Consider the following 23,046-nt stretch of genomic DNA (forward strand, 5'->3'; position numbering starts at 1 on the left):
GTCTAATAAATGGAGTCCAGGTCAATTTGGGCTTTTTCTGATTTATCACTAAGGCTTTACACTCTGTGGAGGAAAAATACTGCATAATATGCAACAAATAGACGTGTTTTCGCCTTAAATCTTGAAAATGATGCTGGGATTGCAGCATTTACCACTACCTTAAGCTTTACAGGCAAACTTCCAGCAGAAATGTTGCATTATGTGCAACATTTGGTCCAAATAGGATGTGAGCAAGCTGAATTAGTGCCAAATATGCAACATTTTGCAATGAGTATGATACCTTGGCTTGAACCTAATAATTTACAACAATTGAAGAACCGCATTATCGGTTAACTCGTAGCTGGTGGTATAGCAATTGCGAGTTATTGGTTGCATCAGACCACGACGGGACAGATTTTGCAAAAGATTTCGAGCGCTGCGGAAGCTTATGTGAAAGTAAAGCATAACGTCCCTCGGCCGTACTGGTTTACTCAGCTGAAGTGCATAGCGAAGCACATCCTTCTCATCGGCCGGGAGCAACATAGGTGAATGAGGCCGAATCAGGTAGGGGCCGAGTACCAACTGTAGAAGCATTCGGCATACATCAGGGCGTTTGAGCACATCGTCGAAGGAGAAGTGAATCATTTTCCAACCTATTCCCGTGAGAAAGGTATCACGATTGAGCGAATAGCTGAAGCTCTCTCGATCCATATCTTTTACATGACTTTGATACCCATCGCATTCCAAGCCAAAACGCCCGTAAGGGGGGAGAAACGCAAAGTCGAGAAATTGTGATTTGCGGTTCCAATCATGAATTTCATATTCCGGATGCAAGTGCTCGAAGCTGCCAAAAAGGGGCCACCACACATTTTGCAGTAATAGTTTTTCCGCATACTGATGCCCTCTTAATAATCTCCCTTTGCGCTCGCCTGATCGCTTGGACAGATGGTGTTCCAGAAACAGTGCATGCTCTACTTCAAAATCCAACATGTACGCCTAACGCTCCTTTCTCCTCTATGAAAATAAAAAAAGAACGTCCCTTCGCCGCATGCGGCTAAAAGGACGTTCTTCGTCTAGGTTCAGTATAGCACATGGAAACAGAAGGGAGATAGTGATGGTTTTGTTCGGAGTTAAGAGGGGGTGTTGAGGTTCGCAGCAAATGTTGCTTATCTTGCATCATTTCAGACTGTTACTCGCTCAACTCGACTAAATATTGCGTGAAAAACAACATTTTCGATGAATATGACAATTTTAAGTAACATGAGTAGTGAAATCTTGCTTTTTGAGCAACAAACAAGTGATAAAAGGGGGGATTATGGTTAAATGCTGCATGTTACGCAACATTTTGTTATATAGATGCTATCCGCTGCTCCAGCGCCGACTCCTGCGATCACGCTACAAAGCGCACCCATAGCTCATAACTCGCGATGCTTATACGCACGTGGATTCATGCCATACCGTTTGCGGAATTGAACTGCAAAGTGATTATAGTTCTGAAAGCCGACATCGAGCGCGACTTCGGAGGCCTGCCGGTCGGTATGCTCGAGCAGGAGGGCGGCTTGGCGGATTCGCATGTCGTTGAGTGAATCAACAATGGATGACCCGGTGGATTCTTTATATAAGTGAGACAGTCTTGATGGCGATAGTCCGACTGCTTGGGCCAATTCATCGATTCGAATCGGATCCTGCATACGTGTAGAGAGCAAGTGCCGGATCTCTTCTATGCGGGGATCCACTTGCTTGGACAATCGCTGGGCGAGCAGCAGCAGGATTTCGCGCATCGCACTCTCGCATAATTCGTTCCAGTATAAGCTCCGCTCGATGGAATCGGAAATTAACCGATTGAACGCTTGATGGATGCGATTCCTTGCTACATTACTGTCGATCGCATGAATAAGCAGCCTCTCGTTCGGGAGCAGGCTAGTCTCCATAAACCGAGGTGTGAAGTGCGCCCATACGAAATTCCAGGTGCTCCCGATACGCGTGCCATATTGGTGAGGCACACCGGGCTGCATCAGCGTTACATCCCCTGTCTGGCAGAATCGCTCCACTCCATCGATCTGAAAATAACCTTCGCCTGCAATCGTATAGGTGATGAGCCAATCACCCATCCCTTCTGACCGTTTAATGGAGTAGTTGTCAGGCTGTTGGAAATGGTTGGCGATGACCCTGTTTCCGCCTTGTTCCTTGATATAGGAAGGTAATTCGGGTCCCTTTGTGCTCATGTCCGGCTCACTCCTCTGAAACTCATTATAGCAGGATAGTAGGAGTAATTAGCAACATTCTTACTTCTGCATTCGCATGAAATTAACTACAATAAAGATACAGTGATGTACTGTAAGCATCTACTTATTTACTAGGGGGAAGTGGAATGTCAGACGCTTTGCGAGTTCTCACGGCAGAACAAAAGCAGCAATTCGATAAGGAAGGGTATCTCATTGTGAAAGGGTTATTCGCGCCTTCAGATCTGTCTGAAATTGTAGAGACCTTTGATACGATGAGTCATGAGACGATTCCGGGCTATTTTGAACCTAATCTTGAGCAGGGTGTTACCGATCCGCTGCAGCGTTATCCGCGTGTCATGCATCCGCATCGGTATAACGACACGGCGATGAAATATATGCTCCATCAACCGGTTATGGAAGTGCTGGCCGATCTATACGGAGAAGAAGCGTATGCGGCGCAAAGTATGTTCTACTACAAGCCGCCCGGCTCCAGAGGCCAAGCGCTGCACCAAGATAATTTCTATTTACAGGTTGAACCCGGCAACTGCATTGCGGCATGGACAGCTGTCGATGACGCTTATGAAGAGAATGGCGGACTGCTCGTTGTTCCGAAGACGCATGCACATGAAATTTCATGTCCGGATGAGGCCGATACGACGGAATCCTTCACGACCCATTATGTGAAACCGCCTAAAGACGGCGTTGTCATGCCGGTCATTATGGAGAAGGGCGATGTGCTGTTCTTTAATGGGAATTTGATCCACGGCTCATATCGGAACAAAACGAAGGACCAATTCCGCCGTGCGTTTATTTGCCATTATGCGAACTCTTCCGCGAGCCGGATAAATGTACATTACAACCCGCTCTACAAAGCAGACGGAACAAAGGTCGAGCTGGAAGGAAATCCGGACGGCGGTCCATGCGGCGTCGAAATGGGAGAATTTACGTATCATTAATGAACTGATAATGCGAGCCACAGCACCGGATGGTGCTGCGGCTCGTATGGATTGCCGAAGATATGCATACTTTATCGGTGAAGATGCGAAGCAGATGGTTGCCGAAGCGAGCGATAATAGAAACAGATTAATATCGCTAGGAGGCATTCAAATGTCCAATATCGCAAACGGTCGATTGACGCAAGCAGAAGTGGATTTTTACAATACAAATGGATATACCCTGTACAAGAACCAATTGTTCAGCGCTGAGAAACAAGCTGAACTATCCGCAATCTTCGAGGAACAATGGGAGCTGGTCGGCCGTCGCCTGAACAGCGAGCTCGACACGCCGCATTTCCGCGACGAGCGTCTCTTGAAGTTTCTGCTAAGCGATGAAGTGCTTGATTTGGTGGAGCCGATCATTGGACCGAACATCGGTTTGTGGTCGAGTCACTTTATCTGCAAGGAGCCGCTCATTGGCAAACAGACACCTTGGCATGAAGATTCCGCGTATTGGAAAGGCCGTCTGAGCCGCTATGACAAAATCGCAACCGTATGGCTTGCCATTGACCGCAGCTGGAAAGAAAATGGTTGTATGCGCGTCATTCCGGGTACTCACAGCAACGGCTTCTCCGATTATGAAGACGTCGATACAGATGACAGCATCTTCAACACGCAAATCAAGAACATTGACGAATCCAAAGCCGTATACTTCGAGCTGGAGCCGGGACAATGCTCGATCCACGACTCGCGGATCATTCACGGCGCTACGCCGAACCCGAGCCCGTTCCGCCGCTGCGGATACACGATGCGTTACTTCTCTACCGAAGCACGCGTCATTCCGGAGAAAAACCCGAACTTCAAGATTTGGCTTGCTCGCGGTAAAGATATCGCAGGAAGTGACTTCGTTAACGTATAATACGGATAACGAAGAGAACCGCACGATTAACCATCAACTACAGGCGAAAGGCAGAGTGAGATGAGCGTCTATAAAGGCCCAGAACGATTATTAAACGACAGTTATATGACTTTGTCTGCTCCCTTCCGCCTCTTCAAGCATTCCATTGACGGATTGATTGATACGCATTGGCATGAGTTTTTTGAAATGGGCTTTGTTGTATCCGGCAGCGGTACGCATGTGCTGAACGGCGTGCCAACTCGGCTTACGAGGGGCTCGGCATTTCTGCTGACCCCGGCCGACTTTCATAGCTTAAAGTCCGATCCGGGAGAGACGCTCCAGCTGTACGACTTTATTTTCAAAGAGCAATTTATCCGAGAACCGCTCTTCGAGCTGCTTTTCGGTCCGAATACGGAGCATACGTACTGGTATGTTGGGGAAGAAATCGATACGATCGAACGGGAGTACGAGCGCATCTGGGATGAAACGCTGCACTGGCAAGCAGGCAGCGACCTGCTGATCCAAGGCAGTGTAGAGCGATTGCTCATCGACCTCTCGCGCAAATGCAAAGGAACCCAGCCGACGCAAGTCTCAACGCCTGACCCTATTCAGCCGGTTCAATCATCGGTACGTAAAGCGCTGATCTATATCCAGCATCATTTCCGAGAAGCCATCCCGCTTGAAGAAGTGGCATCCTATTGCGGACTGTCCGCTAATTATTTCAGCGAATGCTTCCGGAAAGGGACAGGCTCCACCTTCCAAAGCTACGTACAGGAGCTGAGGCTGCAATTTGCCAAGTCGCTGCTGAAGACGACACAGCTGCCTGTTACGGAAATTTGCTTTGCATCCGGCTTTAATACGCTTCCGCATTTTGAACGTGCCTTTAAGAAACGGTTCAGCTTGCCGCCAAGACTATTCCGGAAACAATAATAGAACCGCTCGGTATCACCCGGCCCGGCTCTCGCCCCCCAGCAGAGCTTGGTCGTTTTTTTGCATTCACGAACCGAGCACTCGCTCTGAGTGGCAATATTTTTAAACAAATCCAGCTAACACCTCCTCATCTGAAAATAAAGCCTGACGGCAATGCCGGCAGGCTTTAGATTATGATCACGTTGTCAGAGTTTTGGTTGGGACGCGATTTTACTTTCGGCAGATAAAGATTAGTTCATGGTGGTCTGCTGTAGCTGGTTCATCGCTGAAATCTCCAAAAATCTGTATGTCGCCGAAGCCAGCACGCTCAAGCATCAACACCAACTCGTTCTTCGTATAGTCATCCAACCTTTGCGTTTGAACTTCTTCCTTGATAAGGTTTCCTTCGTGCCACAGCCGAAGCCGCATCTGACGGGTGGCGACGTTCTCCAAGGGATCCGTTTCAAGTGACCGGGCAGCGATTTCAAGTTCCGTTCCGTCGGCCAAGCGCTGGCGCTCGCTGGATGCGGGCCATCCATCAGGTTCAGCCCGCCCGTACTCAGGCAACCTCGCTAGCCAAGCGGACGGCTCATTCCATCGCACTGCATAGTTGAATGCAAACGTGCCGCCTGGACGTAGATGCTCATGGCAGCGCTGCATGGCCTGCATAGTTAGACGATGCTCTCCACCGAGACCAATCACTCCGCAGGCAAATATCGTCCTGTAGCGTCGGGGAAGATCCAGCTCGTGCATAGCCTGCGCATAGAGCTGGGGTGAAAGGCCTTGCTTTGCTGCTCGCTCCCGGCAGACTGCAAGCATATCCTCCGAGTAGTCGCAGCCATCCACATCGAGACCAGCCTGCAAACAGAAGAGCAACAAGCGTCCACCGCCGCAGCCCAGATCAAGCGCCGGTTGTCCGGACGTCTCGATCAGTTTCTTGTAGTACGCCGCTTCCGGACCAACTTCCGTCCACAATTCGGCATGCGCCCGCGCGACAAGGCCATAGTGCCATATTTGGGGTCGTTGCATATTTGGATGACCTCCCTAATTATGGGTGATAATGATTAGCCATAATTGAACTGCCAGTAGTCGATAAATTGCTAAGGTTGCGAAATTCACCAAAAATATTTATTGCCTTCATTTATAATTACGGTTGATGTAGTCACATCGATCACCCGCTTTCATAGGAATGATTTTACCATAACATGATTTCCTAATTCTTCCAATGCATCATGTCAGGTTTTAAATGATTGTAGTCATTCTGTCGTGTCAGTTTCGGAAGAAGTTACAGTAGACGGGAAGAAGTAATCCCTTTTCAACGCAGACTGCAGCATTGCGATGCTGCAGTTTTTTTGCGATTTTATAGGGTTTGCCGACGATCGGGCAGAATCGCTATTTGCTATTGGAATCGGTATACTAATAAAGTGGGTTTAAGAGAGACAAAGAAATAAGAATTCGTGGAGAAGCTCCATGCGGGGAGGCACTATGGCAGTTAGATTGACAATCATTCTATCGATATTTCTAGGCTTGCAGGTTTACATCGGTTGGCATTTGCAGTTATTTCTTTCAGAACTGGGCGGCAATGTTCCTGCGGGGTTGTTTTGGCCGTTGTTTGGCATCGTAGCATTCTCTTATCTGCTAGCGAGGCTGCTTCGCAAAGCATTGCCCGGATTTATGGGGGAAGGCCTTAAATGGATCGGGTCTTATTGGATTGCTCTGATGCAATATAGTGTACTGCTTCTTCCCTTCGCCGATTTGGCTGCATGGGGCATTCGCGCTGGTTCGATCTCAAACAGAGATTCGATCCTAATAACCGGTATAGCGGTCATCGCGATTGTGTGCATCATCCTGGCCATTGGCTCATTCAATGCCTGGAGTCCGATTATTCGGCGGTACGAGGTTACGATTCCGAAGGCAGCAGGAGATGGGCAACCGCTACATATCGCAGTTGCTTCGGATCTTCATCTCGGGTCGACAGTACGCGGAAGGCATCTGCAGCGTCTGGTGGATCGAGTTAATGCGCTGAAGCCGGATCTCATGCTGCTGCCGGGCGATGTGCTGGACGATGCTGTAGAGCCATTCGTGAAGCATAAATATGGACGCAAATTGGCGGAAATCAAAGCGACATACGGCACGTTCGCGATACTGGGCAATCATGAGAATTACGGCGGCGGCGTCCCTATTTATGTCAAAGAAATGAAGGAAGTTGGCATTCCGGTGCTGCTTGACGAAACGCAGCTCATTGACGATCGCTTCTACCTCATCGGGCGTAAGGACAAATCCGATCATCACCGAAAACCTGCCGCGGAGCTGGTAGAGGGGCTGGATCGCGCGCTGCCGCTTATTCTTATGGATCATCAGCCAAGCTCAATCGGCGAGATTGCCCAAACAGGTGTTGATCTATCGGTGCACGGTCATACGCATCGGGGTCAGATGGCACCGAATCACCTGGTGACCAAACGGATTTTTGAGCTGGATTACGGATATTTGCTCAAAGGACAATTGCATGCATTTGTTTCTTCCGGATTCGGAACATGGGGACCGCCAATACGGATTGGTAGCCGGAGCGAGATTCTATCCATTCAGGTAACTTTCGCGAAACCCGGCAATGACAACAAATAGCTGTTGGTTAGGGCTCGAATGCGGCGTATAATCGAGATATAATCTATGAATCCGAGGAGCCATCTATGGAACTTGAACTCATAACGCCGATGCCGGCGCCACCTGCGAGAGAGAGTTTCTTGAAGAGACTTGCGAGTTGGCTGCTGGATCGAGCTAAACATACTTTTCAATACGACACAACGATTTGGCTGTACGCTTTAGCCGGCGTGTGGATGGTTTGCAGTACATTGCTTATTATTGCAGCACTCGGGATGCCGACAGGGATTGGTGTCCTCTTTGACTGCGTGCTTATAGTTCTGCTTGGTGTCATCGTGATGGGTGCAGCAGGTGTGATTGGTGCGTATTTGCTGACACTTTGTTATGTGCCCGTCCCGCGGCTCGCATTGGCCGTGTTCGCTATTGCCGGGACGGTTATGTATAAAATCTGTGATGAAACAGATATAGGGGATCCGTTATCTATTATATTGAGCATAAGCTTCGCATTGATCGGCGTATTAGGCGGACTGTTTATCGGCATGCTTGCAAGCCGCCGGATCGCGGTGCTCGTGAAAGTGACGTTGGTTATTGTCATTACGCTGGCCGGTTTGACCTTTGATAAATGGCCGATGAATGTACAGTCTGCTGCGCTTCCCGTGACTGCGCTGCCTACCGAGGGTTCGGATTTGCCGACTTATATGGGAGTAGAGCTTCTGACTGGCGACAATCCCGCCGATCCCGGACTTTACCGTGTTCGTAGTTTCACCTATGGCAGCGGGAATGATACGCATCGCGACGAATTCGGCTCGGGTGTAGAACTACCTTCACAATCTGTGGATGCTTCGCCATACATTAAACGTTGGAATTGGCTGCGTCAATTCTTCTGGGGATTCGATCAGCACGAGCTGCCTGTGAATGGCCGTGTTTGGATGCCTGAAGAGAAGGGGAATTATCCGCTTGTTCTCATCGTGCACGGGAATCATCTGATGGAGCAATTCTCGGACGGTGGCTATGAGTACCTCGGTGAAATGCTTGCAAGCAGAGGCTTCATCGCGGTTTCCGTCGATGAGAATTTCTTGAATTACTCCTTCTGGGGCAATATCCCGAACAATGATATGAAGGTTCGGGCATGGATGCTGCTGAAGCATTTGCAGCAAATCGCGGTGTTTAGCGAGCAGAAGGATAATCCGTTCTATCAGTCGGTTAACCTGCAGCAAGTGGCCTTGATTGGCCATTCCAGAGGCGGACAGGCCGTTGCTATGGCGGCGGACCGCAACAAATGGTTTAAGGATGACAAGACGCTGGCCAGCATGAACAACATTAACATTCAAGCCGTTGTAGGCGTGGCGCCGACAGATACGAACGTTGATAAAATGAAGGCCGAATTGAAAGATAAATATTATTTGTCGCTGCAAGGTGCAAGTGACGGCGATGTGGATACATTTAACGGTGAACGGCAGTATATCCGTACGACGTTTTCTCCGGATTCGGAGCGATTCAAGGCGACGCTCTATATTGGAGAGGCGAACCACAGCCGGTTTAACACGGACTGGGGCACGATGGACGATAGCTTGCCTGGCGGTCTACTGCTGCGCAGAAGCGGGATGATTCCGGCAGAAGATCAGCGTGAAATCGCCAAAGTGTATATCAGCGCTTTTCTGGAAGCCGCGCTTTATGGGAAGAAGGAATACGAGCCGCTGTTCAGCGATTATCGAACGGGATTAGAATGGCTTCCACAAGCCGCTTATATTAACCGTTACGAAGACAGCAGTTTCTTACCGCTCGCTCGAATTGACGAGGATTACGACAAGTCGAAGATGAGCGGGGGCGTAAAAGCGAAAGCCGAGAATCTGCAGTGGACAGAAGAAGGTGCGGAGGACCGAGACGGCAACAACAAAGGCTCCCGCGGCGTTGTGCTGCAGTGGAAAGAAGAAGATGGCAGCTTTACTTTGGAGCTGCCGGATACTGTCGGCGAGCAGGTAGGTGAGGCTGACGATGACAAGCAGCTCATATTCTCGATGACGAACCTTGAACAAGACTTGATGGATGATGATGTAGGAAGGAATGTCCCGCTTCCCGATATCGATGTGGAGCTGAAGAGCGAGGACGGCGCAACCGTTCGCCTGCCGCTAGATGAGTTCAAACCCGTTACACCACTGCCTTATACAATCTTTACAAGATTTCCGTGGCTGGAGAAAACGATCAAGAACGGCAAGTATAAAGTGCCGACTGAAGCGGTATTTCAGACGTACAATCTGCCATTCGAGCGGTTCGAGGAAGCGAATCCGGCGTTCGACCCTGCAGAATTGACGCAAGTTACCTTCTATTTCACGAGCGAGCAAGGCAAAGTGATGATGGATGATATCGGGATCAGCGACGAAGTGTCGGTTAATTAAGGAAAAGGTCACCCAGTATCCGTTGGGTGACCTTTTTGTCTATCTAACCCTAACGCTAAGAGCTAAATCCGATCTGATCCACCTGGTAATACGCATTCCAGATCGAAGTGGAATTGGCGCTGAACCAGATTTTGATTTTGTCGATGCTGCCTTTGTAGGCCCAGCCGCTAAGATCCATCGAATACTTGTTCCATGTATCCGGTGTCATCGTCGCTTTACCTTCAATGATGCTGCTGCCGCTGTAAATTCGGACGGTCACATTATATTGCGTGGCACCTGGGCAAGCCCCATACGAATCTAAAGCAAATTGGAACTTAGGCGTGCTCGTCACGTTGATAGGCGAAGAGAACACCTTCGTGATGCCCTTCTCTGCCCGTGCACCGCCTTCGCCATCGCCGGTTGTGGCGTTGTTGATGTTAATCTCGAATGCTTTGGTACCGCTGAACGGAGTACCCGGACTATTGGCGAAGCTGGATACGGTCGCTGCCGATTGCGAATATTCGGAGATGGCCCAGCCATCCGCGGAAGATTCGAAGGTGGACACATTGGCCGTCGGCGTGATGGAGCCCACAGACGAGAGCGTTCCAACTACCGGAGGCGTTCGATCGGCTAGTAGGGATGCATTATAACCTGGGATGACGGAAGCCCAGTCGCTAATCCCGATAATCGCTTTCGCAAAATCCGTCACCGCCGCGGAATCGCCCGTATCGATCTTCTGGAACACATTGTAGATGTACTTCTGATCCTTCGGCGCATATAGCACCGATTTCGCCGTGTCTCGCGTCCATAATCCGAGGTTTAAGCCGCCTTCTCCGCCATGGTCGATATGTCGATGCAGAATGAAGGAGTCGATGCCGCCAAGGAATTTCGCCTTGTAGTAGGAGTAGGCGTACGCGGCAGCCTGCGTTTTCTGATCCGCCAGCGAGTTGCTGAGGGAGTGGAACCCTTGCTCGGACAATATTATTCGCCGTTTATTCCCGCCATACAAATAGTTCGAAGCTCCGATGTAATTGGTCAGCACTTGCAGGTTCTTGAAATTAATTCGGACGGAATCTGAACTGTTCGTCACGCTCGTATCGTTCCAGATCGTCGGATCAAACAGATCCTCCGGATAAGGATGGTAGGCGATATTCCACGGGATGTTCCCCTCCGCAGTGATTCGCTTGTTGAATTCATCCATAATTCCTTTGCCTTTGTAGGTGCGCAGCGCATCGGATCCTACGCTTCCGTTCCAGAAATGATCCAAGGAGATATAGGTTCTTGCATTAGAGTAATACTTCTTCACAGCAGTCTCCGCAATGCGATACGCCCGTGCGTACTGCTCTACGAAGTCCTGCAGCAGCTTATTGCCCATGTCGTACCAATAGGCTTGCGAGTCTACTTCATTGCCGACAATATAGTTAACGGCTCTTCCGTACAGCTCATCACTTCTTGTGTATCTGCTTGCGAGGAACTCGACCCCTGCTTTCCAATACCTGACGCCATCGGCATTGGTCGTATTGATTGCCGCAACAGTGCCGCCGGCATAATCGGGATGAAGGAGCTTCGAGTTAATCGTGCCGGCTGCATTGTACATGATCAGAATAAGGCTCACGATGACATCGTCATCCGACAAGGTCTTGATGTCATGGTCAAGCCCATTAATGTAAGATTGCTTGAAATAATAAGTAGTGCCGTCCATCACGAATGGTATGGCTCCTGTTGCGCTATCCAGAAACAACTCGTTGAAGGACACATTTAATGCCGCGTGGCTGATGCCGAGCTTCTGCGCGTCATCGACCGTTTGGACCTGTAATCCTTTGATCGAGCTTGCCGTTGGAAAAGCGAACGTGTTGACGGAGGCCGTTTGCTGCGTGACGTAAGTGGGGCTTGCTATGAGTTTCTTGGTGGTGTGATCGATGACGACGAACTTGGAGTAGACTTTGTCACGGGAGGAGGCATAACGCGCGGTGGAAAGTGAGAAACTGGCAACCCCGCCGCTTGGCGTTACGGTTTGCGTGGCATCAGCGGTGTAGGCGGTATTGATATTGTATTGTTCATAGGTTTGAAGCTCGATCAGGTCAAGCTGGACCGAGGACGCGGTGGTGTAGGTACCGGCTGCTGTAATCTGCGTAGAACTGGCAGATACCGAACTGATAGAGCCCGGATAAGAGGCGGGGTAAGCAGAGAATCCGATATTATCGAGCTGATGTTTACCGTTCCAAGCGGAAGTGTAGGTGACAGAGCGGTAAGCTACTTCAATCTGCGTAATATTCGTCCGATAAGCCCAGCTGCTGAGGTCGACACTCAGCTCATTCCAGGAGTCACCGGCAATGGCTTGCGTGGAGACTAAGGTTTGGGTGCCGCTGGTAAACGTAATTCTCACCTCGAACTGCGTATGCGATGGGTTTATGCCATAGGTGTTGAAAGCGCCGTGAAAGTACGGTGTCGCGGAGACGTTGAGGGCAGGGGAAAAGTTCTTGTAAGTCGATCGCCACGTCGTTCCCGCTACGGATGAGGTTGTCAGCTCGCCCATGCGGTTTCCGCTGTATGGCGTTTGCGGACCATTCAGACTGCTCGTTACATTCGATAATCCGGTGACGTTGCTGCCCCATTGCCAGCCGTCCGTTCCGGACTCAAAGCTTCCGATATCCGTCTGCAGCACAGCGGCCTCGGCCGCTTTTGGAGCCGGAATGAACGGAATGAGCACCGCCAAGCAAGTCATCAAAATCATCCAACGCTTTACCTTCTTCATAATTAACCTCCTTAATAAGTATACTTACACATACTAATATATACTTTAAAGAAGGCGTTTTCAATGACGGATTCATTGTATGTATGAAAAAAATCATGGTTTTACAGCGTTATTTCAAAGTATACCTTGATGAAAATCGACACGTTTTCACAGCATCCGGCATTAGATGTTGACCCGCGCAATATGGACAAAACAAAAAGACGTGCGACAGACAAGCCGATCGTCATCAGTAAAACGAAACGATCGCTGCCCAATCACACGTCTCTTCTAGCAGCTCTAATTTTGTTTCTTCACCGAACGCCGCACAATGAGCTCCGCAGGCAGCATGACCCGCTTCCACGGAGGCGCGCTGTTGCGCTCTTGAATGCGCTCAATCAGCATTTGCATCCCTAAGTAACCGAATTGATAAGCTTGCTGGGCGGCCACGGTGATGAACGGATCCATCTCGGAATTCAAGCCGAAATCATCGAAACAGACAACCGAAATATCTTCCGGAATACGCAGTCCGCGTTCGCGAAGCAACCGGATGAGAACGACCGCAAGGACATTGTTTCCCGCCATAATTGCAGTAGGCATCGATTCCCCAACCATGGTGTCAATCCATTGTCCCATGGCCTCAACATCCAGATGCGGTCCGAAGGTCGTTTCATGAATATCCTGTTCGCGCAGCGTCAGATCGTTCAGCTTGATCGCTTCTTGAAAACCCTGCAAGCGGAGCCGGGCACTTGAGATCGAGGGAGAACCGTTCACGAGTGCGATACGGCGATGACCTTGCTCCACGAGATGTTCAACCAAAGAGCGAGCGCCATCCTTGCTGTCTCCTAGGACGATATCGCAAGCGATGCCGGGCACCTCGCGATCGAGGAGGACGAACGGAACGTTATGCTTCCGCAGCTGCTCCAAGTGGGGGAGCGAAGGATCGCCTGCCGGGGCAAGGAGCGCACCGTCCACCCGGGTGGTCAGAATGGTATTGATATATTCGCCTTCCTTATCCAGGCTCTCGTCGCTGTTGCCAAACAGCAGGCGATAGCCTTGTTTGCGTGCCGCATCCTCAGCGCCGCGCGCAAGCGTCGTATAGAAAGGATTCATAATGTCCGTTATGAGCAGAAACAAGATACGGGTTTGCTGTAATACAAGGCTGCGCGCCATCTGATTAGGCACATACCCCAGCTCATCCATCACTTTTTTCACCTTCAAACGGGTTTTCTCGCTGATTTTCCCAGTGTTATTGATAACCCTCGAAACGGTCATTGCCGACACATTCGCTTGTGCCGCAATATCATAGATTGTAACCATGCTATCCGTACTCCTTATCGACAAATCATGCACTTATAATATACAACAAACGGATTGACAGCAAGCGGTTTCATTGCTACTTTTATGTTATCGGTAACATCGTCTCAAAACATTGATTATGGAGGGATTAGCTGTGGCAGATATCAGCACTCGATTTGAATCCTCATTTCCCAAGATTGGGATCAGACCTGCAATTGATGGCAGACGCAAAGGAATCCGTGAATCGCTCGAGGAACAAACGATGGAGATGGCGAAGTCGGTAGCAAAGCTATTCTCGGAAAATCTGCGCTATCCAAACGGGGAACCGGTAGAATGCGTCATTGCAGATACATGCATCGGCGGCGTTGCGGAAGCGGCGGCATGCGGCACCAAATTTGCACGTGAGAACGTTGGGGTATCTATCACGGTAACGCCTTGCTGGTGTTACGGTACGGAAACGATCGATTTGGACCCATCGATTCCGAAAGCCGTATGGGGCTTCAATGGTACAGAACGTCCGGGCGCGGTATATCTTGCTGCGGTGTTGTCCGGTTACGCACAGAAGGGACTCCCTGCTTTCGGCATTTACGGGAATGAAGTGCAAGATACGGGCGATACGTCGATCCCATCGGATGTACATGATAAGTTGCTCGGATTTGCCCGTGCAGGACTTGTTGTCGCCTATATGAAAGGGAAAACTTACCTGTCCATGGGTTCGGTTTCAATGGGGATTGCAGGTTCTATCGTAAACGATGCTTTCTTCCAAGAATACCTCGGTATGCGTACCGACTATGTAGATATGACAGAGTTTGTTCGCCGCATGGAACAGGGCATCTACGATCCTGCCGAATACGAGCTAGCGCTCGAGTGGGTGAAGAAGAACTGTTTGGAAGGGCCGGACAACAATCCGGAATCCATCCGTACTACCCGCGAACAGAAGGATAAGGACTGGGAGACGGTTGTCAAAATGACGCAGATTGCCCGAGACCTGATGGTTGGCAATCCAAGACTCGACGAGCTTGGGTATGGCGAAGAAGCGCTTGGCCATAACGCCATCGTTTCAGGCTTCCAGGGGCAGCGGGCGTGGACCGACCATTTCCCGAACGGCGACTTCTTGGAGGCGATTCTCAATTCCTCCTTCGATTGGAACGGCATTCGTGCGCCTTACATAGTGGCCACAGAGAACGACAGCCTAAACGGCGCAGTGATGCTGTTCGGCTCCCTCTTGACGAATACGGCTCAAATCTTCGCCGATGTGCGTACGTTCTGGAGCCCGGATTCCGTTGAACGCGTGACGGGTCATCGCTTGGAAGGCCATGCCGAGAACGGCATTCTGCATCTGATCAATTCCGGGCCGGCAACGCTTGACGGGACAGGTCAGCAGGAGCGTGACGGCAAACCGGTAATGAAGCCGTTCTGGGAAATCAGCGAGGAGGAAGCGCAGCGCTGCTTAGATGCTACCTCATGGCGCCCGGCCTCCTTGGAATACTTCAGAGGCGGCGGCTACTCTTCGGATTACTTGACCCGTGGCGGTATGCCGATGACGATGTCCCGCATCAACCTCGTGAAGGGGATCGGACCCGTTCTGCAAATCGCAGAAGGCTATTCGGTCGACCTGCCGGAGCATGTCCATGATACGCTCGACAAACGGACAGATCCGACTTGGCCGACAACTTGGTTTGCGCCAACGCTGACCGGCAAAGGAGCGTTCCGCAGCGTGTACGACGTAATGGATAATTGGGGCGCGAACCACGGCTCCATCAGCTATGGCCATATCGGTGCGGATCTGATTACGCTGGCTTCCATGCTCCGTATTCCGGTCAATATGCACAATGTGCCTGAAGAGAACATTTTCCGTCCACGGGCTTGGTCTCTGTTTGGTACGGACAATCCGGAGAGCGCGGACTACCGGGCATGCAACAATTTCGGAGCACTATACAAATAAGAATAACTACCTCAAGGAGGATCATTCATGTTATACGGAATCCCGAATATCATCTCACCTGAACTGCTCAAGATCTTAATGGAAATGGGCCACGGCGACGAAATCGTCATCGGGGACGGGAATTACCCTGCAGCCAGCAATGCGCAGCGTCTGGTACGCTGCGATGGCCACAACGTGCCGGAGGTACTGAACGCCATTCTGCAATTGTTCCCGCTGGATCAATACGTCGAGAAGCCGGTGACGCTGATGCAGGTTGTGCCGGGCGACAAGGCGGAGACGCCGATCTGGGGCACCTTCGAAACGATCATCCGCGAGCGGACCGGGAAGAGCGAGACCTTCGAAATGATTGAACGCTTCGAGTTCTACGACCGTGCACGCAAAGCCTATGCCATTATTGCTACAAGTGAAAGTGCCTTATATGCGAATCTCATTCTCAAGAAAGGCGTTATCGCCTAGCTTGCCATAACTAACCGATCGCCCCGATGAACAAATCGGCGGCGGTCGGTTTTTTTGTACCTAACTTGGAAAAACTATGCCGAAATGGAAGGAGGGCCCGATCCATATGAAGGAGAAATCACTCGGCTTCTGGCCGGTATTCATGATGCTGACCTTATCGGTCGGGCTTTCATCTCATGTCATCCTGCTGCCGACGGTGCTTGAAAATTGCGGCAGAGATGCATGGATGTGCGGCATTATCGCCTTCATTGTTCTCGTACCGTGGGCAACGGTATTCATAACCGGGACGATGAAGCGGACGAAACAAATAAATGTGAGGCAGTGGCTGCGAACGCGCTTATCACCATTCGGAGCATGGGTACTTATATCGCCTGTTATTCTCTTCCTCCTGCATACTAGTTTTCAGTCGTTTATTCAAACCGCCTCGTGGACATCCTCCACGTATTTACCGGAAACGCCGAAGCTTGTCGTGATGGTTTGCTTTATGACGCTGATTGGTTTTGCGGTTTGGAACGGATTGCGAGCCATTGCTTACATGTCTTGCTTACTGCTGCCGGGAGTCGTTATTCTTGGTGATTTCGTCATGAGCGTTAATATGCCGAACAAGAATTACGCGCTGCTGCTGCCGATGATGGAGAACGGGTGGTTAGTTCCGCTGCAAGGAGCCGTTTACGCCGCCAGCTGTTTGATGGAACTGTTCGTGCTGTTGTTTCTTCAGCACTATTTCAGCGGCGCTATGAAGAATTGGCAGCTGCTCCTGCAGCTGGGCTTTATTATGCTGCTCATGCTTGGACCTGCTATAGGCGCCATAACCGAGTTTGGCCCCTTTGAGGCAGATAAGCTGCTTTATCCGGCATTCTCGCAGTGGCGACTTGTGTCCATTGGGAAGTATGTCGAGCACGTGGATTTCTTTGCCATTTATCAGTGGATATCCGGGGCATTCGTACGGATATCGCTAGGTATAGCACTTGTGATCGAGCTTATCCCGCTGCGTAAACCGAAGGCTCGGTTTATCTTCATCGTGACGGTCAGTTTGATCTATATCGTGCTCTGCAAAATCCTCTTAGCACATCTCAACGCTGCCCAGTCGATCGTTGAGCTTACCTTTATCCTGGATATCGGGATCATTGTATTCGTGACCACGTGGTTATGGTTGTTATCGTTCAAAGGCGTTCCGAAGGAGGGCGGACTTGATGAAAAGCCAAAACAACGAGCTGAAGCAGGAGCAGCCAATAACCTCTGAATGGCTCCTTGAGGCAATCAGCAAGTGCGGAGATGTGGAAATCCACCAATTACAGCGCGATCTGGGCGGTGCCGGGGAGTCCGAGCATTTTACAATGCTGTATGCCGGCGGAATGATTGATACCCATCTTTTGCAGAATCTGCTTGGATCCGATGAAAGCCGCTTGCAGATCGATCCGGAGAAGAGTCCGCTTGTCACAAGATTAGAACCGGGACCAGAGGGGAAGAAGCTGTTCGAAAGTCTGTTCTCCGGACATGTTATTATATGGAAGCTAGAGAGCGGGCAATTTTATGCCATCGATTGTGCGCATCAGCCAGGACGAAGCCCGGAAGAGTCCACGCTGGAATTGTCGATCAAGGGGCCTCGCGATGGCTTCGTCGAAGAGATCATCATCAATTTGGCGCTTATCCGAAAAAGGCTGCGTACACCGAAGATGCATGTAGAATGGTTCACGATCGGAACGGAGTCCCAGACGAAGATTTGTTTGCTTTCCATGCAGGGCATTACTTCGCAGAGCGTCATAGATGAGGCGAGATCGAGATTGAACGGGGTTCATATTGCCGCTTTACATGGAGCCGGAGAACTTGAAGACATTATCTCGGACCGATCCATTGCGTTGGTGCCGCTTATCGATTACGTCGGCAGGCCGGACTTCGTCGTACAGTCTTTGATGAACGGGCGCGTGGCTATTCTTGTGGATGGCAGTCCGGCAGCATTGATCGCTCCGGTTAATGTTTCCTTGTTGGTTAAATCTCCCGAGGATGCGTATCAGCCGTTCTACTTCGTCGCCTTTGAAAGGACATTGCGGTTAATCAGCTTCATAATGTCTGGCACACTCCCAGGCTTCTGGCTGGGGTTGCTCGCTTTCAATAATGATCAAATTCCGTTTGCGCTGCTTGCAACGGTAACGATGTCCAGAATTGGGCTGCCTCTCAGTCCGCAGATGGAGTTGATTATGATGATGCTGATGTTTGAAATTTTCCGCGAAGCCGGCGTACGACTGCCAAGGGCGGTCGGTCAGACGGTTACGGTTGTTGGAGGGCTTATTGTGGGTGACGCTGCCATACGAGCTGGTTTGACATCACCAACCATGCTGGTCATTACTGCTGTTACGGCCGTGTCTACGTTTACACTCGTGAACCAGTCCCTGAACGGATCGGCTACCGTCATTCGTTTTTATATTATTGTGGCCTCCGCGTGTCTGGGGCTGTTTGGTTTCTTTCTATCTCTGTTTTCGGTGCTGCTCTATTACTGCACGCTGGAGTCGTTTGGGATGCCGTTCATGAAGCCGCTTGCCCCTTTCCAGTTTAAGAAGCTGTTTACCGCGATCTGGCAGCTGCCTTGGAAATACCGCGCCAAGCGAAATCTATCATGACTAGGCTAAGCAAGGCGCTTTCGATGTGGCTGTCGACGCTGCTGCTGACGTGCATGCTGAGCGGTTGCGGAGATACGACCGATCTCAGCGCGCAAGCTTTTGTCACGGCAATGGGGGTTGATTATCAGGGGGGGCAGTATGTGGTATATGTGCATACGTTGGACTTCTCTTCGATTGCAAAGTCGGAGAGCCCCAAAACCATGAAGCCTTCCGTTTGGGTAGGGATTGGCCGCGGGAAGAGCGTTCATACAGCGACCAATCAAATTGCCATAGCGACACAAAGCACTTTAAATTTTGAGCAAGTGAAGGTCGTTATTGTTCGTGAACCAGCGATGGTGAAGATGGATGAAATCTTGGATGCCGTGAATCGCGTTCGCGTCACCAGATACACCTCCTGGATTTTTGGAACGCGGGGCAAGATAATGGATTTGCTGACCTCGAGTGCATTCTTTAATCTATCGCAGCGGTACAGCCTGATGTACAATCCTCTCACCCTGGAGAAACAGAGCAGTTCAGTGCCGCCGAATTCAATGCAGAAATTCGTTGCAGATTATAACGAGAAGGCGGTTACGGCACTGCTGCCCTGCATTGGTGTAACGCGAGATATTTGGCATGAGAATGCAAAACCGATAACCGTGCAGGAGCTGGAAGGCATGTTTGCGTTCAAAGGCAAGAACAAGCCGGTCTATTTGCCGCTGAAGCAAACGTTAGGTGTTCGTTGGGCGAGTAATCGTTTTAAACGAGCGGTTTATGCGGTGCAGAACAAAGAGGATGGCACCGATGTTGTTACAATCAGGCATATGAAAGTAAAGAAAAAAGTAAAGATGAACAATGGACGGCCGACATTCGAACTGCAAGTGAAAGCAAAAGGGGAACTGACTGAAATGGGCAACTCGCTGACACTTCCGCAGGTTGAAGGACAAATCCGAGAGATCATTCAAGCCGAGATTAAACAGGCTTACATGGCCGGAGTCAAGCAAGGCGTTGATGTATTTAATTTAGAAGAGACGTTGTATCGGCACCATCTTCGGCAGTGGAAGAAGGTAGCGTCAGCGGGGAGATGGCTTCCGGGTGAGAATGACCTCAAGGTGAACGTAACTTTCAAAATCATTCATGCAGGCGTTTTTGAGATGAAATAGGCAGAGGGTGAAGAATAGGATCCTACATTCATCCATATGACCGCTAAAAGCATCCATGTAGAACGAAATCAATTAGCCCTATACTGGTAGACGACTAAGGTTAAATAAGTCGTTTTAGACGGCCTCTAAGGAGAGTCGTTTATTCCATAATAGGGAGAGCTGCCCATGTCGATTATTGTTAATTCCGCTACGAATCTCTTTCACCTTCAAACCCGTTCCATGAGCTATGTTTTCCAATCTTTGCACGGATTTCCGACTCATTTGTATTGGGGTCGCAAGCTCAATAATCCGGATGCATCACGACTGCTGCAGCGTTTGGAACGTTGTTCGTTCAGTGCGAATCCAATTCCGGAAGACCGTACGATTTCACTCGATACGCTTCCGCAAGAATATCCAGGCTACGGTTCAAGCGATCTGCGGAACCCGGCCTACGCAGTGCAGCTGCCCAACGGTACAACCGTAACGGAGCTGCTGTATGTCTCGCATCGTATCGTAAACGGCAAACCGGTGCTGGAAGGGCTGCCTGCCGTCTACGCGGAATCCGATGAAGAAGCGCAAACATTAATCGTTACATTGGCGGACAAGCTTGCCGGCCTTACAGTAGAGCTTTCCTATACGCTGTTCGCTGCGTTTGATGCCGTCATTCGATCGGCTCGCATCGTGAATGACAGCCAATCCGTCATGCAGTTGACCAGAGCGCTTAGTGTTAGCGTCGATTTGCCGCATGAAGGATTCGAGCTGCTGCAGCTCTCCGGCACGTGGGCGCGTGAGCGTTATATTCATAAGCGCGCATTGACGCCTGGGGTTCAGGCGATCGAAAGCCGCCGCGGATCAAGCAGCCACGCCAACAATCCGTTCTTCGCGCTGCTTGGCGAAGGGGCAACGGAGGATCATGGCGATGTGTATGGCTTCAGTCTCGTATACAGCGGCAGTTTCACGGCCGGTGTCGAGGTGGATCAGTACCACACGGCGCGCGCATATATCGGCATGAATCCGTTTGATTTCTCGTGGCGGTTGGAGCCGGGTGAATCATTCCAGACGCCGGAGGCTGTTATGGTCTTTTCCTCGGCCGGTCTTGGTTCCATGTCCCATACGTACCACGAATTGTACCGTACGCGTCTGTGCCGCGGCGCATTCCGCGATGCGGTAAGACCCATCCTGGTCAACAACTGGGAAGCAACCTATTTCAACTTCAATGCTGACAAAATCGAATCGATCGCGAAAGCGGGCAGCGAGCTCGGACTTGAGCTGTTCGTGCTGGATGACGGCTGGTTTGGCAAACGCGACAGCGACAACAGCTCGCTTGGCGATTGGATCGTTGATCCGAAGAAGCTGCCGCAGGGCTTGGAGGATTTGGCTGAACGAGTACGCAGCCATGGCCTGCAATTTGGACTATGGTTTGAGCCGGAGATGGTATCGCCGGACAGCGATCTGTATCGCGCTCATCCGGACTGGTGTCTGCATGTGCCGGGACGTCGCCGTTCTGAGGGCAGAAAACAGCTTATTCTCGATCTTTCACGCGCAGATGTACAAGCTTATATTGTCGAGGCAATAGGCTCGATTCTGAAGAGCGCTCCGATTACGTATGTGAAATGGGATATGAACCGCAACATGTCGGAGATCGGCTCGGCATTGCTGCCGCCGGAGCGCCAGCGTGAAACCGCGCACCGTTACATGCTCGGACTATATAATGTATTAGAGCAAATTACGACTGCATTCCCGCATATTTTGTTCGAGAGCTGCTCCGGCGGCGGAGGTCGCTTCGATCCCGGAATGCTGTACTATATGCCGCAAACATGGACAAGCGACAACTCCGATGCGATCAGCAGGCTAAAGATTCAATACGGCACGAGTATCGTTTATCCGATCAGCTCGATGGGCGCCCATGTGTCGGCATCGCCGAACCATCAAGTAGGCCGTGTTACGCCGCTGAAGACGCGCGGGGATGTGGCGATGTCGGGCAATTTCGGCTATGAGCTTGATTTGACGGCATTTACGGAAGCGGAGAAGGAAGAAGTGAAGCGCCAAGTCGACCTCGTGAAGGAAGTGCGCGAGCTGGTGCAATACGGTACCTTCTACAGGCTGCTCAGCCCGTTTGAAGGCAATGAGACGGCGTGGATGTTTGTCTCGCCTGATCAGAAAGAAGTGCTCGTAGTCCATGTAGTGGAGCTTAATGAACCGAATGCGCCGCTTAGCAGACTGAAGCTGAAAGGATTGCGTGAGGACTACAGCTATGAATGGATCGGTACGGACGAAGTTGTTGGCGGCGATGAGCTGATGTATGCCGGTGTGGCCAAATCCACACCGCGCGGCGATTATTTCAGCACCGTATATCGATTCGCAGCACGAGATTAGTTAACCTTAGTTATCATGAAAAGCTAACCGAAAACCTATACAAAGGATATACGTTTCTAAGGCGATTTGACGGACAACCTCATACTCTCCTGCATATGATAGATTGTAAGCGCACTACGAAGGGAGAGTGAGGTTGTGCCGCACACCATCGTCTGTACCATAACAGCTTTGTTTGGATCACTTGTAACCTTCTCTTTCGGAATGTGGCCGGAATCCTTGACCCTCCTTCTCGTTGCGATGGGGACGGATTATATTACAGGGATAACGGCTGCTATTAAGGAGAAGAAACTAAACAGTTCCGTAGGATCATGGGGAATTGCCAGAAAAGGGATCATGCTCGTCGTGATTCTATTGGCGCACCGAATTGACATATTACTGGAGCTAAGCAGCATTGCAATGGGCGGAGCCATTTACTTCTATTTGGCGAACGAGCTGATTTCCATAACGGAAAATTTAGGCAGGATCGGCGTTCCCATGCCGGACCGCCTCCGTCAACTCATAGAAGTGCTTAAGAACAAAAAATAAGTATAGCTCGCTTGTTTTGAGGCCATCCTGTTTGGGATGGTCTTTTTCTTATCCTTACA

At 50.4% G+C, this 23,046-nt stretch carries 17 protein-coding genes; 12 read left to right on the plus strand and 5 right to left on the minus strand.

Translation table 11 applies throughout. The features are described 5' to 3' along the window. Positions 1 to 300: 300 nt before the first annotated feature. Complete coding sequence (locus AC6ESO_RS00485; RefSeq protein ID WP_497089719.1) at positions 301 to 969, minus strand: putative endonuclease domain-containing protein; 669 nt, start codon at positions 967 to 969, stop codon at positions 301 to 303. A 425-nt stretch (positions 970 to 1,394) separates the two neighbouring features. Continuing rightward, on the minus strand, positions 1,395 to 2,204 hold the full coding sequence (locus AC6ESO_RS00490) for a helix-turn-helix domain-containing protein (protein ID WP_497089720.1): 810 nt from the start codon (positions 2,202 to 2,204) through the stop codon (positions 1,395 to 1,397). Between the two features lie 146 nt (positions 2,205 to 2,350). Between AC6ESO_RS00490 and AC6ESO_RS00495 the strand changes: the two genes are divergently transcribed. The 3 genes from AC6ESO_RS00495 to AC6ESO_RS00505 all read left to right on the plus strand — a co-directional run bounded on the left by AC6ESO_RS00495 (position 2,351) and on the right by AC6ESO_RS00505 (position 4,967). Beyond that, positions 2,351 to 3,160: a phytanoyl-CoA dioxygenase family protein gene (locus tag AC6ESO_RS00495; protein ID WP_494816882.1), complete on the plus strand. Its 810-nt coding sequence runs from the start codon at positions 2,351 to 2,353 to the stop codon at positions 3,158 to 3,160. A 151-nt stretch (positions 3,161 to 3,311) separates the two neighbouring features. Then, entirely contained in the window at positions 3,312 to 4,058 is a 747-nt protein-coding gene (locus AC6ESO_RS00500; RefSeq protein ID WP_210654958.1) for a phytanoyl-CoA dioxygenase family protein, read from the plus strand. 60 nt (positions 4,059 to 4,118) lie between these two features. Next, positions 4,119 to 4,967 carry a helix-turn-helix domain-containing protein gene (locus tag AC6ESO_RS00505; RefSeq protein ID WP_497089721.1) on the plus strand — a complete coding sequence of 283 codons (849 nt, stop codon included), beginning with the start codon at positions 4,119 to 4,121 and terminating at the stop codon, positions 4,965 to 4,967. A gap of 210 nt (positions 4,968 to 5,177) precedes the next feature. Here the strand turns inward: AC6ESO_RS00505 and AC6ESO_RS00510 are convergent, their stop codons facing one another. Next, on the minus strand, positions 5,178 to 5,975 hold the full coding sequence (locus AC6ESO_RS00510; protein ID WP_497089722.1) for a class I SAM-dependent methyltransferase: 798 nt from the start codon (positions 5,973 to 5,975) through the stop codon (positions 5,178 to 5,180). A 456-nt stretch (positions 5,976 to 6,431) separates the two neighbouring features. Here AC6ESO_RS00510 and AC6ESO_RS00515 point away from each other — a divergent pair, with 456 nt between their 5' ends. Both AC6ESO_RS00515 and AC6ESO_RS00520 read left to right on the plus strand, forming a co-directional pair. After that, positions 6,432 to 7,568, plus strand: a complete 1,137-nt coding sequence (locus tag AC6ESO_RS00515) for a metallophosphoesterase (protein ID WP_497089723.1) — start codon at positions 6,432 to 6,434, stop codon at positions 7,566 to 7,568. Between the two features lie 65 nt (positions 7,569 to 7,633). Beyond that, on the plus strand, positions 7,634 to 9,940 hold the full coding sequence (locus tag AC6ESO_RS00520) for an alpha/beta hydrolase (protein WP_497089724.1): 2,307 nt from the start codon (positions 7,634 to 7,636) through the stop codon (positions 9,938 to 9,940). 55 nt (positions 9,941 to 9,995) lie between these two features. Here AC6ESO_RS00520 and AC6ESO_RS00525 read toward each other — a convergent pair whose 3' ends face one another. Together AC6ESO_RS00525 and AC6ESO_RS00530 are read right to left on the minus strand one after the other, a co-directional pair. Further along, positions 9,996 to 12,674, minus strand: coding sequence for a DUF5722 domain-containing protein (locus AC6ESO_RS00525; RefSeq protein ID WP_497089725.1), 2,679 nt, complete (start codon positions 12,672 to 12,674; stop codon positions 9,996 to 9,998). A gap of 276 nt (positions 12,675 to 12,950) precedes the next feature. Continuing rightward, on the minus strand, positions 12,951 to 13,970 hold the full coding sequence (locus tag AC6ESO_RS00530) for a LacI family DNA-binding transcriptional regulator (RefSeq protein WP_497089726.1): 1,020 nt from the start codon (positions 13,968 to 13,970) through the stop codon (positions 12,951 to 12,953). Positions 13,971 to 14,088: 118 nt separating this feature from the next. Between AC6ESO_RS00530 and AC6ESO_RS00535 the strand changes: the two genes are divergently transcribed. From AC6ESO_RS00535 to AC6ESO_RS00565, 7 genes are all read left to right on the plus strand, one after another. After that, positions 14,089 to 15,894, plus strand: coding sequence for an L-fucose isomerase (locus tag AC6ESO_RS00535; RefSeq protein WP_497089727.1), 1,806 nt, complete (start codon positions 14,089 to 14,091; stop codon positions 15,892 to 15,894). 27 nt (positions 15,895 to 15,921) lie between these two features. After that, positions 15,922 to 16,350, plus strand: a complete 429-nt coding sequence (locus tag AC6ESO_RS00540) for an RbsD/FucU family protein (protein ID WP_210654934.1) — start codon at positions 15,922 to 15,924, stop codon at positions 16,348 to 16,350. A 106-nt stretch (positions 16,351 to 16,456) separates the two neighbouring features. Next, on the plus strand, positions 16,457 to 17,593 hold the full coding sequence (locus AC6ESO_RS00545) for a GerAB/ArcD/ProY family transporter (protein ID WP_497089728.1): 1,137 nt from the start codon (positions 16,457 to 16,459) through the stop codon (positions 17,591 to 17,593). Continuing rightward, on the plus strand, positions 17,544 to 18,968 hold the full coding sequence (locus tag AC6ESO_RS00550; RefSeq protein ID WP_497089729.1) for a spore germination protein: 1,425 nt from the start codon (positions 17,544 to 17,546) through the stop codon (positions 18,966 to 18,968). Before AC6ESO_RS00545 ends, AC6ESO_RS00550 begins: the two co-directional genes overlap by 50 nt. Further along, complete coding sequence (locus AC6ESO_RS00555; RefSeq protein ID WP_497089730.1) at positions 18,965 to 20,107, plus strand: Ger(x)C family spore germination protein; 1,143 nt, start codon at positions 18,965 to 18,967, stop codon at positions 20,105 to 20,107. The genes AC6ESO_RS00550 and AC6ESO_RS00555 overlap by 4 nt, the downstream gene beginning before the upstream one ends. A gap of 165 nt (positions 20,108 to 20,272) precedes the next feature. After that, on the plus strand, positions 20,273 to 22,462 hold the full coding sequence (locus AC6ESO_RS00560; RefSeq protein WP_497089731.1) for an alpha-galactosidase: 2,190 nt from the start codon (positions 20,273 to 20,275) through the stop codon (positions 22,460 to 22,462). A 135-nt stretch (positions 22,463 to 22,597) separates the two neighbouring features. Then, positions 22,598 to 22,987, plus strand: a complete 390-nt coding sequence (locus AC6ESO_RS00565) for a phage holin family protein (protein ID WP_497089732.1) — start codon at positions 22,598 to 22,600, stop codon at positions 22,985 to 22,987. Positions 22,988 to 23,046 lie beyond the last annotated feature (59 nt).

Source organism: Paenibacillus rhizoryzae (assembly GCF_059686995.1).

Excerpts from the sequence above, each read along its gene's own strand:
- AC6ESO_RS00490 (WP_497089720.1), bottom strand. The coding sequence starts at position 2,204 with ATGAGCACAAAGGGACCCGAATTACCTTCCTATATCAAGGAACAAGGC.
- AC6ESO_RS00500 (WP_210654958.1), top strand. The coding sequence starts at position 3,312 with ATGTCCAATATCGCAAACGGTCGATTGACGCAAGCAGAAGTGGATTTT.
- AC6ESO_RS00560 (WP_497089731.1), top strand. The coding sequence starts at position 20,273 with ATGTCGATTATTGTTAATTCCGCTACGAATCTCTTTCACCTTCAAACC.
- AC6ESO_RS00540 (WP_210654934.1), top strand. The coding sequence starts at position 15,922 with ATGTTATACGGAATCCCGAATATCATCTCACCTGAACTGCTCAAGATC.
- AC6ESO_RS00510 (WP_497089722.1), bottom strand. The coding sequence starts at position 5,975 with ATGCAACGACCCCAAATATGGCACTATGGCCTTGTCGCGCGGGCGCAT.
- AC6ESO_RS00505 (WP_497089721.1), top strand. The coding sequence starts at position 4,119 with ATGAGCGTCTATAAAGGCCCAGAACGATTATTAAACGACAGTTATATG.
- AC6ESO_RS00515 (WP_497089723.1), top strand. The coding sequence starts at position 6,432 with ATGGCAGTTAGATTGACAATCATTCTATCGATATTTCTAGGCTTGCAG.
- AC6ESO_RS00520 (WP_497089724.1), top strand. The coding sequence starts at position 7,634 with ATGGAACTTGAACTCATAACGCCGATGCCGGCGCCACCTGCGAGAGAG.
- AC6ESO_RS00485 (WP_497089719.1), bottom strand. The coding sequence starts at position 969 with ATGTTGGATTTTGAAGTAGAGCATGCACTGTTTCTGGAACACCATCTG.
- AC6ESO_RS00495 (WP_494816882.1), top strand. The coding sequence starts at position 2,351 with ATGTCAGACGCTTTGCGAGTTCTCACGGCAGAACAAAAGCAGCAATTC.
- AC6ESO_RS00535 (WP_497089727.1), top strand. The coding sequence starts at position 14,089 with ATGGAGGGATTAGCTGTGGCAGATATCAGCACTCGATTTGAATCCTCA.
- AC6ESO_RS00550 (WP_497089729.1), top strand. The coding sequence starts at position 17,544 with ATGAAAAGCCAAAACAACGAGCTGAAGCAGGAGCAGCCAATAACCTCT.
- AC6ESO_RS00555 (WP_497089730.1), top strand. The coding sequence starts at position 18,965 with ATGACTAGGCTAAGCAAGGCGCTTTCGATGTGGCTGTCGACGCTGCTG.
- AC6ESO_RS00545 (WP_497089728.1), top strand. The coding sequence starts at position 16,457 with ATGAAGGAGAAATCACTCGGCTTCTGGCCGGTATTCATGATGCTGACC.
- AC6ESO_RS00530 (WP_497089726.1), bottom strand. The coding sequence starts at position 13,970 with ATGGTTACAATCTATGATATTGCGGCACAAGCGAATGTGTCGGCAATG.
- AC6ESO_RS00525 (WP_497089725.1), bottom strand. The coding sequence starts at position 12,674 with ATGAAGAAGGTAAAGCGTTGGATGATTTTGATGACTTGCTTGGCGGTG.